Source organism: Thioclava sp. F36-6, assembly GCF_002020305.1.
Classification (GTDB): Bacteria; Pseudomonadota; Alphaproteobacteria; order Rhodobacterales; family Rhodobacteraceae; genus Thioclava; species Thioclava sediminum.
In genome coordinates, this window is the sequence record NZ_MPZX01000002.1 from 617,644 (window position 1) to 633,509 (window position 15,866).

At 66.1% G+C, this 15,866-nt stretch carries 11 protein-coding genes and 1 tRNA gene; 6 read left to right on the forward strand and 6 right to left on the reverse strand.

Annotated features, from left to right (window positions below; genetic code table 11):
• Window positions 1–50 precede the first annotated feature (50 nt).
• The 3 genes from BMI88_RS10000 (at window position 51) to BMI88_RS10010 (ending at window position 4,966) form a co-directional block, all read left to right on the forward strand.
• Window positions 51–1,136, forward strand: a complete 1,086-nt coding sequence (locus tag BMI88_RS10000; protein WP_078548233.1) for a BMP family ABC transporter substrate-binding protein — start codon at window positions 51–53, stop codon at window positions 1,134–1,136.
• Between the two features lie 216 nt (window positions 1,137–1,352).
• Entirely contained in the window at window positions 1,353–2,639 is a 1,287-nt protein-coding gene (locus tag BMI88_RS10005) for an FAD/NAD(P)-binding oxidoreductase (RefSeq protein ID WP_078548235.1), read from the forward strand.
• 161 nt (window positions 2,640–2,800) lie between these two features.
• Window positions 2,801–4,966, forward strand: coding sequence for an OmpA family protein (locus BMI88_RS10010; RefSeq protein ID WP_078548237.1), 2,166 nt, complete (start codon window positions 2,801–2,803; stop codon window positions 4,964–4,966).
• Window positions 4,967–5,042: 76 nt separating this feature from the next.
• Here BMI88_RS10010 and BMI88_RS10015 read toward each other — a convergent pair.
• Window positions 5,043–5,119 (reverse strand) — tRNA-Met (locus BMI88_RS10015).
• Window positions 5,120–5,256: 137 nt separating this feature from the next.
• On the opposite strand from BMI88_RS10015, the gene selD reads away from it, so the two are divergent.
• A complete protein-coding gene (selD, locus tag BMI88_RS10020) occupies window positions 5,257–7,422 on the forward strand; it encodes a selenide, water dikinase SelD (protein ID WP_078548239.1) in 2,166 nt (721 codons plus the stop codon).
• A gap of 175 nt (window positions 7,423–7,597) precedes the next feature.
• Here selD and mnmH read toward each other — a convergent pair whose 3' ends face one another.
• From mnmH to BMI88_RS10035, 3 genes are all read right to left on the reverse strand, one after another.
• Window positions 7,598–8,647, reverse strand: coding sequence for a tRNA 2-selenouridine(34) synthase MnmH (mnmH, locus tag BMI88_RS10025; protein ID WP_078548241.1), 1,050 nt, complete (start codon window positions 8,645–8,647; stop codon window positions 7,598–7,600).
• Window positions 8,647–9,231 carry a L,D-transpeptidase gene (locus tag BMI88_RS10030; protein ID WP_078520384.1) on the reverse strand — a complete coding sequence of 195 codons (585 nt, stop codon included), beginning with the start codon at window positions 9,229–9,231 and terminating at the stop codon, window positions 8,647–8,649. The genes mnmH and BMI88_RS10030 overlap by 1 nt, the downstream gene beginning before the upstream one ends.
• 146 nt (window positions 9,232–9,377) lie before the next feature.
• The gene (locus BMI88_RS10035; protein ID WP_078520385.1) at window positions 9,378–9,584 is read right to left on the reverse strand and encodes a DUF2892 domain-containing protein; all 207 of its coding nucleotides are present in this window, start codon (window positions 9,582–9,584) and stop codon (window positions 9,378–9,380) included.
• 126 nt (window positions 9,585–9,710) lie between these two features.
• On the opposite strand from BMI88_RS10035, the gene BMI88_RS10040 reads away from it, so the two are divergent.
• Both BMI88_RS10040 and BMI88_RS10045 read left to right on the forward strand, forming a co-directional pair.
• Window positions 9,711–11,939, forward strand: coding sequence for a heavy metal translocating P-type ATPase (locus BMI88_RS10040; RefSeq protein ID WP_078548243.1), 2,229 nt, complete (start codon window positions 9,711–9,713; stop codon window positions 11,937–11,939).
• Between the two features lie 102 nt (window positions 11,940–12,041).
• A complete protein-coding gene (locus tag BMI88_RS10045; RefSeq protein WP_078541963.1) occupies window positions 12,042–12,503 on the forward strand; it encodes a lytic transglycosylase domain-containing protein in 462 nt (153 codons plus the stop codon).
• A gap of 137 nt (window positions 12,504–12,640) precedes the next feature.
• Here BMI88_RS10045 and BMI88_RS10050 read toward each other — a convergent pair whose 3' ends face one another.
• Together BMI88_RS10050 and BMI88_RS10055 are read right to left on the reverse strand one after the other, a co-directional pair.
• On the reverse strand, window positions 12,641–15,148 hold the full coding sequence (locus BMI88_RS10050; protein ID WP_078548245.1) for an FtsX-like permease family protein: 2,508 nt from the start codon (window positions 15,146–15,148) through the stop codon (window positions 12,641–12,643).
• The gene (locus BMI88_RS10055; protein ID WP_078548247.1) at window positions 15,145–15,843 is read right to left on the reverse strand and encodes an ABC transporter ATP-binding protein; all 699 of its coding nucleotides are present in this window, start codon (window positions 15,841–15,843) and stop codon (window positions 15,145–15,147) included. Before BMI88_RS10055 ends, BMI88_RS10050 begins: the two co-directional genes overlap by 4 nt.
• Window positions 15,844–15,866 lie beyond the last annotated feature (23 nt).

The following is a 15,866-nucleotide window of genomic DNA, read 5'->3' on the forward strand; positions in this document are numbered from 1 at the left end:
CTCTCGAAGGGCCCCATCAAGAGGCCCGCCACCCAACTTGGAGTAACGCGATGAACCGCAGATCCTTTTTGAAAACCACCGCCGCCACGGCCGTCGTCGCGGGCGTCGGCGTCCCGGCTTTCGCCGCTGACGAGCCGCTGAAAATCGGCTTCATCTATGTCGGTCCCGTCGGCGACATGGGCTGGTCCTACCAGCACGACCAAGGTCGCCAGGCGATCGAAGAGAAATACGGCGACAAGGTGAAGACCTCGTTCATCGAGAACGTGCCGGAAGGCCCCGATGCCGAGCGCGCGCTGACCCAGCTGGCGCTGGACGGCAACAAGCTGATCTTCGCGACCTCCTTCGGCTACATGGACGCGGTGATGAACGTCGCCAAGAAATTCCCCGACGTTAAATTCGAGCACGCCACCGGCTACAAGCTCGCTGACAACGTCGCGACCTATGACGCGAAATTCTACCAGGGTCGCGCCATTCAGGGCACGATCGGCGGTCGCATGACCAAGACCAACAAAATCGGCTATATCGGTTCCTTCCCGATCCCCGAGGTCTATCAGGGCATCAACGCCGCCTATCTGGCCGCGAAGAAGGTGAACCCCGACGTCGAGATGAAGGTGGTCTGGGCTTACACCTGGTTCGATCCGGCGAAAGAGGCCGACGCGGCCGCAGCCCTGATCGCCGATGGCGTGGACGTGCTGCTGCAGCACACCGACTCGACCGCGCCGCAAGCCAAGGCGCAGGAAGCCGGCAACGTCATCACCTTCGGTCAGGCCTCGGATATGTCGAGCTTCGCACCGATGCCGCGCGTCGCGTCGACCATCGACAACTGGGCGCCCTATTACATCGAGCGCGTCGGTGCGGTCATGGACGGCTCGTGGAAGTCGGAAGCCACCTGGGGCGGCATCGACAGCGGCATGGTGGAGATCGGCGAGGTCTCCTCGGCCGTGCCGGACGACGTCAAGAAAGAGGCGCTGCAGCTCAAGGAAGATATCGGCTCGGGCAAGGTCCATCCCTTCACCGGCCCGCTGAACAAGCAGGACGGCACGGCCTTCCTCGCCGATGGCGAAATGGCGACCGACGATCAGCTTCACTCGATGACCTTCTACGTCGAGGGGATCACGGCAGAACCGCCGAAGTAAGTCAGTCCTACTGATGCGAATGGGAAAGGGTCGGCCGCGCGCCGGCCCTTTTTCGTTGTTTCGCAAGTGTCTTTTCACTTCACGTTAGCGTCAGACTTGTTCCACAGGCTGATTCGTCGCAGGATTTGAAAGGCGGGTCTTCTTGACACATTCAAACAATTGCATCTATCGAGTTAGACGTGACAAGTTGATGACCGGGTAACGGGAGGGAACAAAATGGCACATATCGTGGTGCTGGGCGCAGGTCTTGGCGGCGCCATCATGGCTTATGAATTGCGTGACCAAGTCCGCAAGGAAGACGAAATCACCGTCATTACCAAGGACCCGAAGTACCACTTCGTGCCCTCCAACCCTTGGGTCGCCGTCGGCTGGCGCGACCGCAAGGACATCACCGTCGATCTCGAACCGACGATGAAGAAGAAGAACATCAAGTTCATTCCGGTCGCGGCAAAGCGCCTGCACCCCGATGACAACAAGGTCGAGCTGGAGGATGGCCGCGAGGTTTCCTACGATTACATCGTGCTCGCCACCGGCCCTGAACTCGCCTTCGACGAGATCGAAGGGCTCGGGCCCGACGGCTTCACCCATTCGGTCTGCCATGTCGATCACGCTGAGGATGCCGGCACCGCCTTCAAGCGCTTCTGCGAAGATCCCGGCCCGATCATCGTGGGCGCGGTGCAAGGCGCGTCGTGCTTCGGCCCAGCCTATGAATTCGCCTTCATCCTCGACACCGCGCTGCGCCGGGCGAAGATCCGCGATCAAGTGCCGATGACCTTCGTCACCTCCGAGCCTTACGTCGGCCATCTCGGCCTCGACGGCGTCGGCGACACCAAGGGCCTTCTCGAAGGCGCGATGCGCGACAAGCACATGAAGTGGATGACCTCGTCGCGCGTGAAGAAGGTCGAAGACGGCGTGATGCATGTCGAAGAGATCGCCGATGACGGCTCCGTCAAGGCGACCCATGAGATGCCGTTCAAATACTCGATGATGCTGCCGCCCTTCCGCGGCATCCCGGCGGTCATGGGGCTGGAAGGTCTCGTGAACCCGCGCGGCTTCGTCATCGTCGACAAGCACCAGCGCAACCCGAAATACCCGAATGTCTTCGGGATCGGCGTCGGCATCGCGATCCCGCCGATGGGCCCGACCCCGGTGCCCTGCGGCGTGCCGAAAACCGGCTTCATGATCGAGTCGATGGTCACCGCCACCGCGCATAACCTCGGCAACATCGTACGTGGTCAGGAACCCGACGAGACCGGCACCTGGAACGCGATTTGCTTGGCCGATTTCGGCGACAGCGGCATCGCCTTCGTGGCCCAGCCGCAGCTTCCGCCGCGCAACGTCAACTGGTCGAGCCAGGGCAAATGGGTCCACCTCGCCAAGATCGGTTTCGAGAAATATTTCATGCGCAAACTGCGCAAGGGCACCTCGGAGCCGTTCTACGAGAAGACCGCGATGAAGATGCTGGGCATCGACAAGCTGAAAGCGGTCAAGAAGACCCACTAAGCCGAACCGGCATAGATTTTTCTTCCCAAATCACGGGGCGGGCCTGCGGGTCCGCCCCGTGCTGATTCACGCCGATGAACAAGTGGACGCCGGAACACACAGCCTCGTGAAACGTTTGGACCCCCGATACGCGGCCAGATGCCGCATGAAAGGGAGACGACATGAAGACGTTGAAGACGACCACTGCGCTCGTTGCCGGCCTTGCCGCGCTGAGCCCGGCGATCCTGCCGTTCAGTGCGCTTGCCCAGGATAGCAATACCGCCGCCGCTGAATGCATCGCGAAGGCGGTCGCCGATGGCACCCCGATGGATAAGGCGAAAGCCGATTGCGAGGCCGACGCGGCAAATGCCGATGGCTCCGCCGAAGCTGCGGCAGGCACCGATCCGGCGAATGCCGACGCGCCGATGAGCGACAGCGAAGCCGATCAGGCCGCAAAAGCCGCGATCGAAGGCGCAGCCCCGCCCGCCGACCAGGACCCGGCTGCGAGCGGTGACACCCCCGACGCCAGCGCGAAAGCCGCAGTCGAAGGCGGCGCGGATGTGACCACTCAATCCGAGACCACGGGCACCGATACCAACGCCGACGCGGCCGCCGCTGCGACGACGGATGCCAATACCGATGCCTCTACCGAGACCGACGCGGCAGCGACCGACGCGCAGCCCGATGCTGCGGCACCGGCAGAGACCGACGGTTCGGCTACCGCAAACACCGATGGCTCGACCTCGGCGGATACCACCGCAGAGACCACCGCAGAAACCGATGGCTCCGCTACGGCTGAAACCGATGGCTCGACCACCGCGACCGCTGATGGCTCGACCGATGCCACCACCGCGGCCGACGGCCAGACGGATGCCGAAGCGACGAACACGCTCAGCCCCGACACCACCTCGCAGGACGCCCCTGCCCCGGTGACCCACACCACCGAAAACGCGATACAGAACTCGGAGGCCCAAGCGGACAGCACCGCGACGGCAGAGCCCGAGGCGAAACCTGCAGGCGAGACCTCAACGGACACCACTTCCAACACGCAGGTCGTGCAGGAAGGCAATGGCGGGTCCGGCTCCGAAGTCGAACCGAAGGTGATCCAGCCGGAAGAGGCTGCCAATGCCGACGCGACGGCAGACGGCTCGGCCAGCGCGGACACGACCGCAAATGCCGAAACCGATCAGCAGGCAAGCCAAGACACGGCGGCCACCAAGGCGACGAAGCTGCTGGAGAACGCGCTGACCGATACGAAAGCCGCGATCGAAGGCGAAGCCGTGCAGAACGAGGCGCTCAACGCGCCGACCGACAGCACCGACACCGCCAATGCCACCGAAGAGACGGTGACCGAAGAGACCGCGCGCAGCGCATCCGAAGACTTCTCGACCTCGGTCGACGCCAAGCCCGACGCTCAGGCGCAGGCAACCGCGCAAACCGACTCGTCGAAGAAGAAAAAGAAAGACCGTCTGAGCACGCTGGAAACCGCCGCGCTCTCGGGCCTTGGTGCGCTCGCCGTGGGTGCGATCCTGAACAACGGCTCGAAAGTGGCCGTGAATTCGGGCGACCGCGTCGTGGTGCAACAGCCCGACGGCTCCTACCAGCTGGTGAAGGACGACAACGCGCTGCTGCGTCAGCCCGGCTCGAAGATTCGCACGCAGGACTATGCGGACGGCTCGTCGCGCACGATCGTGACCAAGCCCGATGGTAGCCAGATCGTCACCGTCTATGACGCCCAGCGCCAGATCCTGAAGCGCACGCTGGTCCAGCCCGACGGCACGCAGTACCTGCTGGTCGACGACGCGCGCGGCGCCGACCCGGTCGACGTCTCGGCGCTTCCCAAGCCCAAGCCCGTCGCGACGGTTTCGTCCAGCAACGAGCAGGCTCTGCGCGATGCGCTGACCCGTCAGAGCGGCATCGACCGTACCTTCACACTCTCGCAGGTGCGCAACATCACCCCGGTTCGCGATCTCGCCCCGGCGATCTCGGTCGAGAACATCAACTTCGAGACCGGTTCCTCCGCGATCCAGCCCGATCAGGCGCAGGCCCTTTCGGCTTTGGGTCAGGCGATCCAGCAGCGCATCGACGAGAACCCGCGCGAGCTGTTCCTCGTGGAAGGCCATACCGACGCGGTCGGCAGCGCCGCCTACAACCTCGCGCTCTCGGACCGTCGCGCGGAATCGGTTGCGCTGGCTCTGAGCGAGTATTTCGACGTGCCCGCCGAGAACCTCGTGGTGCAGGGCTATGGCGAACAGGACCTGAAGGTGCAGACCGAAGGTGCCTCGGAAGCCAACCGCCGCGCCGTGGTGCGCCGGATCACCGATCTTCTGCGCACCGCCTCGAACTGAGGTTGAGCCAGAGACAAAAGCAAAGGGCGCCCTGCGGGGCGCCCTTTTCGCATCTCTCCCGAAAGAGGGGGAGGAGTGGTGGCGAGGGGGGGACTTGAACCCCCGACCCCACGATTATGAGTCGTGTGCTCTAACCAGCTGAGCTACCTAGCCACTGGGGGGCTAACTAGGCAAAGCGGATCGTCCAGTCAAGGACGTTTTGCGGGAAAATTGCCCCCATTTCGCTGCGGCATATTGGGAATTGGCGAAGCCGCGCGCAAAGGCTAGGCATGAGGGGAAAAGGAGAGACCATGCACGCCGCCCCTGCCCTGCCCCTGACACGCGATATCGTTCTGATCGGGGGCGGTCATACCCATGCGCTGGTGCTGCGGATGTGGGGGATGAACCCGTTGCCGGGTGTGCGGCTGACCGTGATCAATCCAACGCCCTCCGCTGCCTATTCGGGAATGCTGCCGGGCCATGTGGCGGGGCATTATACCCGCGACGAGCTGCAACTCGATCTGGTGAAGCTCGCACGGCATGCGGGCGCGCGGCTGGTTCTGGGGCGCGCAACGGGAATCGACCGGGCGCGGCAGCTGATCGAAGTGCCGGGGCGCGCGCCGATCGCTTATGACGTGGCCTCGATCGATATCGGGATCACGGCCGAGATGCCGCAACTGCCGGGCTTCCTCGACCATGTGGTGCCTGCGAAACCGCTCGACGCTTTCGCCGATGCCTGGGACGCTTTCGCAGCCAATCCGCCCGAGTCGCCGAAGATCGCCGTGGTCGGCGGCGGCGTGGCAGGGGTGGAGCTCGCGATGGCCTGCGCCCACCGTCTGCCGCAAGCGCAGGTCACGGTCTATGAGGCAGCCCCCGAGGCGCTGCGCGCGCTTGGCACCGGCGCTCGGAACGCGATGCTGAAGCACTGTGCGCGGCTCGGCGTGACCATCGAGACCGACGCGGCGCTGATCGGCGCGGAAAAAGGGCGGCTTCTGCTGGAAGGCGGCCGCACGGCGGAGGCCAATTTCATCATCGGCACAGGCGCCACGAAACCCGCTGACTGGCTGCCCGAGACCGGGCTCGATCTGACCGACGGCTTCGTCACGGTCGGCCCGACGCTGCAAAGCTCTGACCCCGCGATCTTCGCCGCAGGCGACGTAGCCCATCTCAGCCACGCGCCGCGCCCCAAGGCGGGCGTCTATGCGGTGCGCGAAGCGAAGCCGCTCTTCGCCAACCTGCGTGCGGCGGCGTCAGGCGGGGTGATGAAGACCTATCAGCCGCAGCGCGATTATCTGAAGCTGATCTCCACGGGCAGCAAACAGGCGGTGGCCGATAAATGGGGCCTGCCGCTGAACGGAAAATGGCTTTGGCGCTGGAAGGACCACATCGACCGCAAGTTCATGGCGAAGGTCCACGATCTGCCCGCGATGCCGACGCCGCCCCTGCCCCGCGAGCATGCGCAGGGGATCGCGGAGGTGCTGGGCAGCAAACCGATGTGCGGCGGCTGCGGCGCGAAGCTGGGCGGTCAGGCGCTGCGCGAGGCGCTGTCCGATCTGCCTGCGCCCGCGCGCGGCGATGTGCTGAGCGGTCCGGGCGACGATGCCGCCGTGCTGTCTTGCGGCACGCAGACGCAGGTCTTCACCACCGATCACGTCCGCGCCTTCACAGAGGACCCGTGGCTGCTGGGCCGGATCGTGGCGCTGCATGCGATGAGCGACGCCTGGGCGATGGGCGCGGCCCCGCAGGCGGCTCTCGCCCAAGTCACCCTGCCCCGACAATCCGAGGAACTGGGCGCGCGGGCCCTGCGCGAGATGCTGGGAGCCGCGTCCGAGGCTTTCCGCGACGCGGGCTGCGATCTCGTCGGCGGTCACACCTCGATGGGCGCGGAGCTGACACTGGGCTTCACCGTGACCGGGCTGACGCAACGACCTTTGGGCCAAGACGGCGCGACGCCCGGCGAGGTGCTGATCCTGACGAAGCCGCTTGGAACGGGCGTGATCCTCGCTGCCGAGATGGCGAAACACACGCCGGGCGAGGTGGTCGCAGGCGCGCTGGAGAGCATGGGGCGCAGCTCTGCCGAGGCCTCCGCGATCCTCGCGCCCATAGCCTCTGCGATGACGGATGTGACGGGCTTTGGCCTCGCGGGGCATCTGCTGGGGCTGTGCGAGGCATCGGGCGTCTCTGCAGAACTGGACCTTACCGCGATCCCGCTGCTCGACGGGGCCGAGACTTTGGCCAAAGCAGGCGAGCACTCGACGCTTCTGCCGCAGAACATCGCCAATTGCGCGGGCCGGATGACTGCACCACCGGGGCCACGCACGGAGCTGCTGCACGATCCGCAGACCTCGGGCGGGTTGCTGGCGAGCGTGCCCGCAGCGCGGGCTGCGGAGGTTCTGGCAAAGCTGGAAGCAGCAGGCTACCGCGCCGCGCAGATCGGCGTGATTGCGGAGGGTCCGGCGTTCCTGCGGGTGCGGTGAGAAAAGGGACGCGCCCGAGCCTTGGGTGGGCGCTTTGACCGGTCGGTGGCTTGGCGCTTTATCACGCAAGTCCGGACGACATTCCTACTCGCGATGACATCACCAATGCGCCCTCCCGGGGGGGGGAGGGTCGGGCGCGGCCCGGGCTGGTCGCCCGCACCAAGGGTCACGCCCCTCAGCGCTCCGCCATCTCCTGCGCCTCTTTCACCACCTGCGCAGCCAGCCCCTCGATCGCCTCCGGCGCGAGGCTGTCCGCCTCGATCACCCGCTCCCGCTCCACATGGCGCGCGCGGTGCTTCTCGTATCGTGGATCGTAATGGTCGCGCATCAACTCGCCCGCCAGCGCCGCATATTCCCCCGCCGTGGCCTGTGCCTGCCACGCTGCGATCCGCTCGGCGGGTTGGAAGGGCCGCAGCTGATCGAGCACCGCCAGCAGCCGATCGGCATCCGCCGTGATATCCGCATAGGCCCGCGCGAGATACTGCGCCCGCTCCGACAGCGGCGCACGCACTCGCAGGCGCGGCGCGTCCTTGATCGCGGCCCAGATTCCGGCGGGCAGTTGCAGATCACCGATCTTGGAGCTTTCCGCCTCCAGCAGCACCGGCCGCGCCGGATCGAGCGCTGCGATCTCCATGATCAGCCGCGACTCGAAATCCTTCTGGCTCGACTGGCCACCCTCCATCGCCCCGAAGAGCGAGCCGCGATGATTGGCGAGCCCCTCCAGATCGATGACCTGCGCCCCCTGCGCCCGCGCGGCTTTCAGGATGTCGGTCTTCGCGGTGCCGGTGTTTCCGTCGAGAACGACAACGGGACAGGGCATCGCGGCAAGCCCGGCCTCCACCACCAGCGACCGGAAAGCCTTGTAGCCGCCCTCGACCAGCTCCACGCGCCAGCCGACCTGCTTGAGGATCGTCGCGAACGACCCCGAACGCTGCCCGCCGCGCCAGCAATAGACCAGCGGCCGCCAGCCGCCCTCCTTATCGGCCAGCGGACCCTGCAGATGTTTGGCTGCGTTCTGCGCCACCAGCGCGGCACCGATCTTGCGCGCGTCAAAAGGCGCGACCTGCTTGTAGATCGTGCCAACGCGGGCGCGCTCCTCATCGTCGAGCACGGGCAGATTGATGGCGCCGGGGATATGATCCTCGGCGAATTCCGAAGGTGAGCGCACGTCGATGATCGTGTCGAAATCGAGCGCGGCGACCTCGGCAATCGAGGTAAGTTTCATCAGTAGACAGTGACCTGCGTGCCGACGGGAACGCTGTTGAACAGATCGATGACATGATCGTTCACCATCCGGATGCAGCCGTTCGAGACCGCGTGCCCGATCGAACCCGGTTCGGTCGTGCCGTGGATGCGGATCGCCGTGTCACGCCCGTTCTGATACAGATACATCGCCCGCGCGCCGAGCGGGTTCTGCGGCCCGCCCTTCATGCCGTCCTCGTATTTCTTGTAGGCCGGATTGCGTTCGATCATCTCGCGGGTGGGCGTCCAGCTCGGCCATTTGACCTTGCGCGCCACCGTCGCGGTGCCGCGGAACTTCAGCTCATCCTTGCCCACGGCCACGCCGTAACGCATCGCCACGCCCGGCGCGGTGATGTGATAAAGGAAGAACTTATCCGAAACGATGATGATCGAGCCCACCGGCAGATCCGGTTTCACCGCCACTTTCGTTGGGTAATATTGCGAGCCGATCGGCCAGCGCTTGGCCGGCCCGGTCTCGACGCTTTGCGCGGGTTCGGTTGCGGCAAAGGCGGGCAGGCTTGCGAAGGGCAAGGCGGCCAGCGAGAGAAGAAAAGCGCGGCGATCCATTATCAAACTCCTGCAAAATCCTGCGGCGTCTCCCGGCAAAGCGTTCGACACAAACCAAGGGCGAGGCTAGCAAAGCCGCCCCACCCTCTCAAGAATTTGGTCTCGGGTCAGAAAAAGGCCAGCGCCAATCGTTGCCGCTTTGTCGATTACTTACCGAAAGCGCAGCCCGATTTGATGCCGAACTTGCCGAAGATCATCGCCGCCGGGCAGAAGCCGGTGAAAGCCGATTGCAGCAGGTTCGCGCCGATGAAGGCGGTGAACCACAGCCAGTACATCGAGACATAAACGGCCAGCAGCAGCGAGATCAGGATCATCACGCCAGCAAAGGCAAAAATCGCACGGTCGAGGTTCATTCGAGGGCACTCCACGAAAAAGGTTACGTTGTCAGAAGATATAACAGTTACTCACGACAAATTCAATTGCTTGCATATGTCGCGCGACGCTTGACCGCAGCCCCGTGCAGGATCAGATAACGCCCTATGAGCGAAGCCACTTTTATCATCGACGCCATGCATTGCGGGGCCTGCACCGGTCGGGTCGAACGCGCACTCATGGCACAACCCGGCGTACAGAACGCCTCGGCCAACCTGATGGCGCGCAGTGCGCATGTCGAATTCGACGGGCCTGCCGATCTCGAAAGCCTCAAATCGGCCCTCGACCAGGCGGGCTATCCGGGCCGTCTGAAAGAAGAGATGGCCAACGGCCCCAGCGCAGCCGAGCGCCAGATGCAGGAGGCGCGCCAGCTCAAGCGTCAGTTCCTGACCGCGCTCGCGCTGACCGCACCGGTCTTCGTGCTCGCGATGGGCGCGCATATGATCCCCGGCATGCATCACCTGATCGCCAATACGATCGGGATCGAAGCAAGCTGGTGGGTGCAGATGATCCTCACCGCGCTGGTGCTGGCGTTCCCCGGCCGCGTCTTTCTGCGCATCGGCGTCCCGGCCCTGCTGCGCGGCTCGCCCGAGATGAATTCGCTCGTCGCGATGGGCTCGCTCGCCGCGTTCGTCTATTCCGCCCTCGTCACACTTGCGCCCGGCCTTCTGCCCGAGAGCGCGCGCGGCGTCTATTTCGAGGCGGCGGCGACCATCGTCACGCTGATCCTGCTGGGTCGCTGGCTTGAGGCGCGCGCCAAGGGCCGCGCAGGCGAGGCGATCTCGCGGCTGATCGGTCTGCAGCCCAAAACTGCGCGCGTGCAGACCGAAAATGGTGTCGAGGAACGTCCGATCGAGGAACTCGTGCCCGGCGACATCCTTCTGCTCGCCCCCGGCGAGCGCGTAGCCCTCGATGGGGTGATCGCCGAGGGCGCCGGCCATATCGACGAGAGCATGCTGACCGGCGAGCCGGTCCCCGTCGCAAAAACCGAAGGCGATCCGATCACCGGCGGCACCGTGAATGGCGAATCCGCACTCAGCTACCGCGTCACCGCGACCGGCGGCGACACCGTCCTGTCGCGGATCATCGCGATGGTCGAAGCCGCGCAGGGCGCAAAACTGCCGGTGCAGGCGCTGGTCGACAAGGTCACCCGCGTCTTCGTGCCCGTAGTCATGGCGCTGTCGCTCCTGACCTTCGCGATCTGGATGATCGCGGGCATGGGCTTTTCGCATGCCTTCGTCGCGGCGATCTCGGTGATGATCATCGCCTGCCCCTGCGCGATGGGTCTGGCGACGCCCGTCTCGATCCTCGTGGGCACCGGGCGCGGCGCCGAACTGGGCCTGCTGTTCCGCCGTGGCGACGCGCTGCAACGGCTCTCGGAAGTCGCAGTCGTGGGCTTCGACAAGACCGGCACGCTGACCGAAGGCCACCCTGCCCTCACCGATCTCGAACCGCTCGCCGATCTGCCCGAGACGGAAATCCTCGCGCTGGCCGCTGGCGCCGAGGCGCGCTCGGAACACCCGCTGGCCCGTGCGATCCTCGCCGAGGCCGAGACGCGCGGCATTCCCCACGCGCCTGTCAAACGCGTCAAGGCGTTGTCCGGCAAGGGGCTGCGCGCGCAAGCCGAAGGCGCCAAGCTCTGGATCGGCAATGCCGGTGCGATGGAAGAAGCTGGGGCCGATATCACCCCCTTCGCCGAACGCGCGAAGGGGCTAGCCGCGAAAGGCCGAACCCCGGTCTGGATGTCGCTCGACGACCGCCCCGTCGCCCTGATGGCGCTGTCAGATCCGATCAAGGCAGAGGCGCGCGAAGCGGTCGACGCCCTCCACAAGGCGGGCAAGCAGGTGGCGATGGTCACCGGCGACACGCGCGCCACTGCGGAAGCGGTCGGCCACGATCTCGGCATCGACCGGATCGAGGCCGAAGTGTTGCCCGACGGCAAGCGCGACGCGGTCGAAAGCCTGCGCCAGATCGGCCCGGTCGCCTTCGTGGGCGACGGCATCAACGATGCGCCTGCCTTGGCTGCTGCCGACGTGGGCCTCGCGATCGGCACCGGCACCGATGTCGCCATCGAGGCCGCCGAGGTCGTGCTGATGCGCGGCGACCCGAACGGCGTCGCGATGGCGCTGGAACTGTCGCGCGCGGTGATGCGCAACATCCGGCAGAACCTGTTCTGGGCCTTCGCCTATAACGTCGCGCTGATCCCGGTCGCGATGGGCATCCTCGTGCCCTTCGGCGGGCCCGGGCTGTCACCGATGCTGGCGGCGGGCGCGATGGCATTCTCGTCGGTCTTCGTGGTCACCAACGCGCTGCGCCTGCGCCGCGCCCTGCGCTGATCCGGGCGCGGATAGGCGAGAGCGCGCCGAGGCTGGAACTCCGCCCTTCCCAAGCGGCAAGGAGGACGTTTAGCTGCGACGACCCACCTTCGGAGCGCCCGTATGCTGACTCGTCGCCTCTTTCTGCTCTCGCTCGGCGCCCTCGCGGCCTGTGGCGGCTCGCCGCGTCCGATGGCGAAACCGGCCTATGCGCTGCCGCTCCATCGCAACGAGACACCGGAAATCCGCGCTCTGATCAACCGCTATTCGGACCATTACGGCGTTCCGCGCAGCCTCACCCACCGCGTGGTCCAGCGCGAGAGCCGCTACCGCGCCGATGCCCGCAACGGCCCCTATTACGGGCTGATGCAGATTCTGCCGCAGACCGCGCGTGGCATGGGGTTTCGCGGCAAACCGCATGACCTGCTCGATCCCGACACCAACCTTAAATACGCGGTAAAATACCTGCGCGGCGCATGGCTGGTCTCGGATGGCTCGGAAGATCGCGCGGTGAAATGGTATTCGCGCGGCTATTATTACGAGGCGAAACGGCGCGGATTGCTCCGGGAAACCGGGCTGCGCTGACCCGCGACCTGCGCGGGACCGACCTGAGGGACGCTCCGCGGGGGATATTTACGCCAAGGCGAAGCAAAGCGCCTTCCCTTCCTCTTGGCCGAAATATCCTCGCCGGAGGCGACCAACCTTTGCAGGCAATGCCGCCCTCACTCAGGCGCGCGCAACACACCCGCAGGCCGGGCCGCAAGCGGGCGCAGCGCGAAGACGAGACCTGCCAGCAGCGTCGCGATCACGCCGCCCGCGACGATCAGAAGCGCGGGGATCGGGGCGAAATGGAACTCCGCCCCCATCACCAGATCAACCACGGCCCAACCCGCGAGCCCGCCGAACAGAATCGCGACCAGACCCGCAGCCGCGCCCATCAGTGCCGAACGCAGCGCGAAACTCGCAAGGATCGCACCGCGCGTGGCGCCGAGCGTCTTGAGCATCGCAGCCTCCCAGGCCCGCTCCCGCTCGCCCGCAGCCGCCGCCCCGATCAGGACGACGAAGCCGGTGAGCAGCGTCACGCCCGCCGCCAGCGAAGTCGCCCGTGCGATGGCCGAGAGCGCATCGGTCACGCGCTGCAGGGCGTCGCGCACGCGGATCGCGGTGATATTCGGGAAACGTTCCGCCAGATCGCGCATCACCTGCGCCTCGGCGCTTGGCGGCGCGTAGATCGTGGCGAGCCATGTATGGGGCGCGCCGCGCAGCGCCGCCGGATCGAGGGTCAGGACGAAGCCGATCCCGCCGGTCGAGAAATCCACATCACGGAACGACGTCACCTTCGCGGTGATGTCCCGCCCGAGGATGTTCACCGTGATCGTATCGCCGAGCTTCAGGCCGATCTCCTGCGCCTCCTTGGCCGAGAAGCTGGCCAGCGGCGGGCCGCTATAATCCTTCGGCCACCACTCGCCCGCAGTGATCTTTTCGCGCGGGGTCTCCGCATAGGTCACGCCGCGATCGCCGCGCAGCACCCAATGCTCGCCATGCGTCTTGCGCGCGTCCTCGCCGTTGATCTTGGTGATCACGCCGCGCAGCATCGGCACGCTTTCGACCTTGGTGACTTCGGGCATATCCGCCAGCAGATCGGTGAAGGGCTGGATCTGGTCGGGCTGGATATCGATCACGAAATAGGCGGGTGCGACCTTCGGCAAATCGCGGTCGATGGCCCCGCGCAGACCGCTATCGACCTGCCCGACCGCGGCCAGAACGGAGAGGCCAAGTCCCAGCGACAGGATGACCGAGCGCGCTTCGGAGCGCGGCCCGCCGATGGCGGCAAGGGCGGCGCGCAGCACGGGGCGGCCTCGGGCGCTATGCTGCGCGCGGCGCGCCAGCCAGCGGATCAGGCTCGCCGCGAGCGTCAGGATCAAAAGCGCCACGGCGATGCCGCCGAGGCTTGCCAGCGTCAGGGTCCAGAGGCCCGAGAACCACGCCGAGACGGAGACGATGATCGTCAGAAGCGCCGCCGTCAGCAGAAGCGTGGGCCAGCCCGGCAGGCGGCGGCCTGCACCGGTGTCGCGGTAAAGCGTCGCCGCGCGCATCTTCGACATGCGCGAGAGCGGCCAGAGGGCAAACAGCATCGCGACCAACGCGCCGTAGAGCGCGGCCTCGCCCAGCGGCCCGGGATCGAGGCCGATCTCGACCGGCAGCGGCAGCGACCGTTCGATCAGCCCGGATGCGCCGAGGACGAGACCGGCGCCAAGGACGAGCCCGCCGAGAATGCCTGCGAGGCCGAGAGCGGCAAGTTGGATCAGGAACGCCGCGCGGATCGTACTGCCGGTCGCTCCAAGCGCGCGCAGGGTGGCAATGGTGGGGGCCTTGCGTTCGATCCATGCGGCGACGGTGGCGGAGATGCCGACGCCGCCTACGGCCAGCCCGGCAAGCCCCACCAGCACGAGGAAAGAGCCTAGCCGTTGCACGAAACGCTCCGCCCCCGGCGCGGCTCGGCGGCGGTCGGACCAGCGCATGCCAGCCCCGTCGAACCGGGTCTCTGCCTGCTGTTTCAGGGTGGCGAGATCGGTGTCTGGCGGCAGGGTCGCGCGGTATTCGGTCTCGAAGAGCGAGCCCGGCGAGAGAAGCGGCGTGTTCTCGATGGCCGACAGCGCGACAATGGAATGCGGGCCAAGCCCCATCCCCGTGCCCGTCGAATCCGGCTCGCGCACGATCCGCGCCATCATCACGAAGTCCTGCCCGCCAAGCTGCACCCGGTCACCAGGGCTCAGGCCCAGACGGTCGGCGAGGATCGGATCGAGGAAGATCCCCGGCACACCGCCCTGCCCCTTCAGCGCATCGGAGGCGACGGGCGGATCAAGCTGCAGCTTTCCGGTCAGCGGATAGGCCCCGTCCACCGCCTTAACCTGCGTCAGCGCGCGGTCGGCGGGATCGGTGCCGGTGGACAGCATCGAGCGGAAGTCGATCACCTCGGAGACCGCCGCAGCGCGGTCAGTGATCCATTGCAGCTCCTCGGGCTTGGCGCGGCGATAGGTGAACTCGTATTGCGTGTCGCCGCCCAGCAGCACCGCGCCCTGATCCGACAGCGCGCGCTCGATGGCCGAGCGCACCAGACCGACCGAAGCGATCGCTGCCACGCCCAGCATCAGGCAGAGCAGCATCACCCAGAAGCCGCGAATGCCGCCGCGCAGCTCGCGCCGGGCGATGGAGAGCGCGAGGCTCATGCGGACGCGTCCGTTGCAATGTGATCGCCCACGACTTCGCCGTCGCGCAGCTCCACGATCCGGTCGCAGCGCGCCGCCAGTTCGGGCGCGTGTGTCACCAGCACCAGCGTCGCGCCGTGTTTCTCCTGCAGGCCGAAGAGCAGCTCGATGATCGTCTCGCCCGTGGCACTGTCGAGATTGCCGGTGGGTTCATCGGCCAGCAGGATCGCAGGCCGCGGTGCAACCGCGCGGGCCAGTGCCACGCGCTGCTGCTCGCCGCCCGACATCTGGCTGGGATAATGCTCGAGCCTGTGCGCCAGTCCGACGGCGTCCAGCTCTGCCGCGGCGCGCTCGAACGGGCGCTCCACGCCTGCGATCTCAAGCGGCATCGCGACGTTTTCCAGCGCCGTCATCGTCGGGATGAGGTGGAAGCTTTGGAAAACCACCCCCATATTACCCCGACGAAACCGCGCCAGCGCATCCTCGGACAGTTTCGAGAGATCGTGGCCCAAAGCGGTGACAGACCCGGAGGTGGCGCGTTCGAGCCCGCCCATCAGCATGAGGAGCGACGATTTGCCCGATCCAGACGGCCCCGTAAGCCCGACGCTTTCCCCTTTCGCGATGCTCAGGTCGATCCCGTTGAGGATCTCGACCGGCCCGGTATTTCCATCGAGCGCAAGCCGCGCGTCTTTCAACTCAAGGATCGTGTCACTCATGCGCCGTCTTTCTTTTGCTTCAA

What these genes read in the sequence shown, in the direction of transcription:
- BMI88_RS10010 (WP_078548237.1), top strand. Translation starts at nt 2,801, where the DNA reads ATGAAGACGTTGAAGACGACCACTGCGCTCGTTGCCGGCCTTGCCGCG.
- BMI88_RS10000 (WP_078548233.1), top strand. Translation starts at nt 51, where the DNA reads ATGAACCGCAGATCCTTTTTGAAAACCACCGCCGCCACGGCCGTCGTC.
- BMI88_RS10035 (WP_078520385.1), bottom strand. Translation starts at nt 9,584, where the DNA reads ATGAACCTCGACCGTGCGATTTTTGCCTTTGCTGGCGTGATGATCCTG.
- BMI88_RS10040 (WP_078548243.1), top strand. Translation starts at nt 9,711, where the DNA reads ATGAGCGAAGCCACTTTTATCATCGACGCCATGCATTGCGGGGCCTGC.
- mnmH (WP_078548241.1), bottom strand. Translation starts at nt 8,647, where the DNA reads ATGAAACTTACCTCGATTGCCGAGGTCGCCGCGCTCGATTTCGACACG.
- BMI88_RS10005 (WP_078548235.1), top strand. Translation starts at nt 1,353, where the DNA reads ATGGCACATATCGTGGTGCTGGGCGCAGGTCTTGGCGGCGCCATCATG.
- BMI88_RS10030 (WP_078520384.1), bottom strand. Translation starts at nt 9,231, where the DNA reads ATGGATCGCCGCGCTTTTCTTCTCTCGCTGGCCGCCTTGCCCTTCGCA.
- BMI88_RS10055 (WP_078548247.1), bottom strand. Translation starts at nt 15,843, where the DNA reads ATGAGTGACACGATCCTTGAGTTGAAAGACGCGCGGCTTGCGCTCGAT.
- BMI88_RS10045 (WP_078541963.1), top strand. Translation starts at nt 12,042, where the DNA reads ATGCTGACTCGTCGCCTCTTTCTGCTCTCGCTCGGCGCCCTCGCGGCC.
- BMI88_RS10050 (WP_078548245.1), bottom strand. Translation starts at nt 15,148, where the DNA reads ATGAGCCTCGCGCTCTCCATCGCCCGGCGCGAGCTGCGCGGCGGCATT.
- selD (WP_078548239.1), top strand. Translation starts at nt 5,257, where the DNA reads ATGCACGCCGCCCCTGCCCTGCCCCTGACACGCGATATCGTTCTGATC.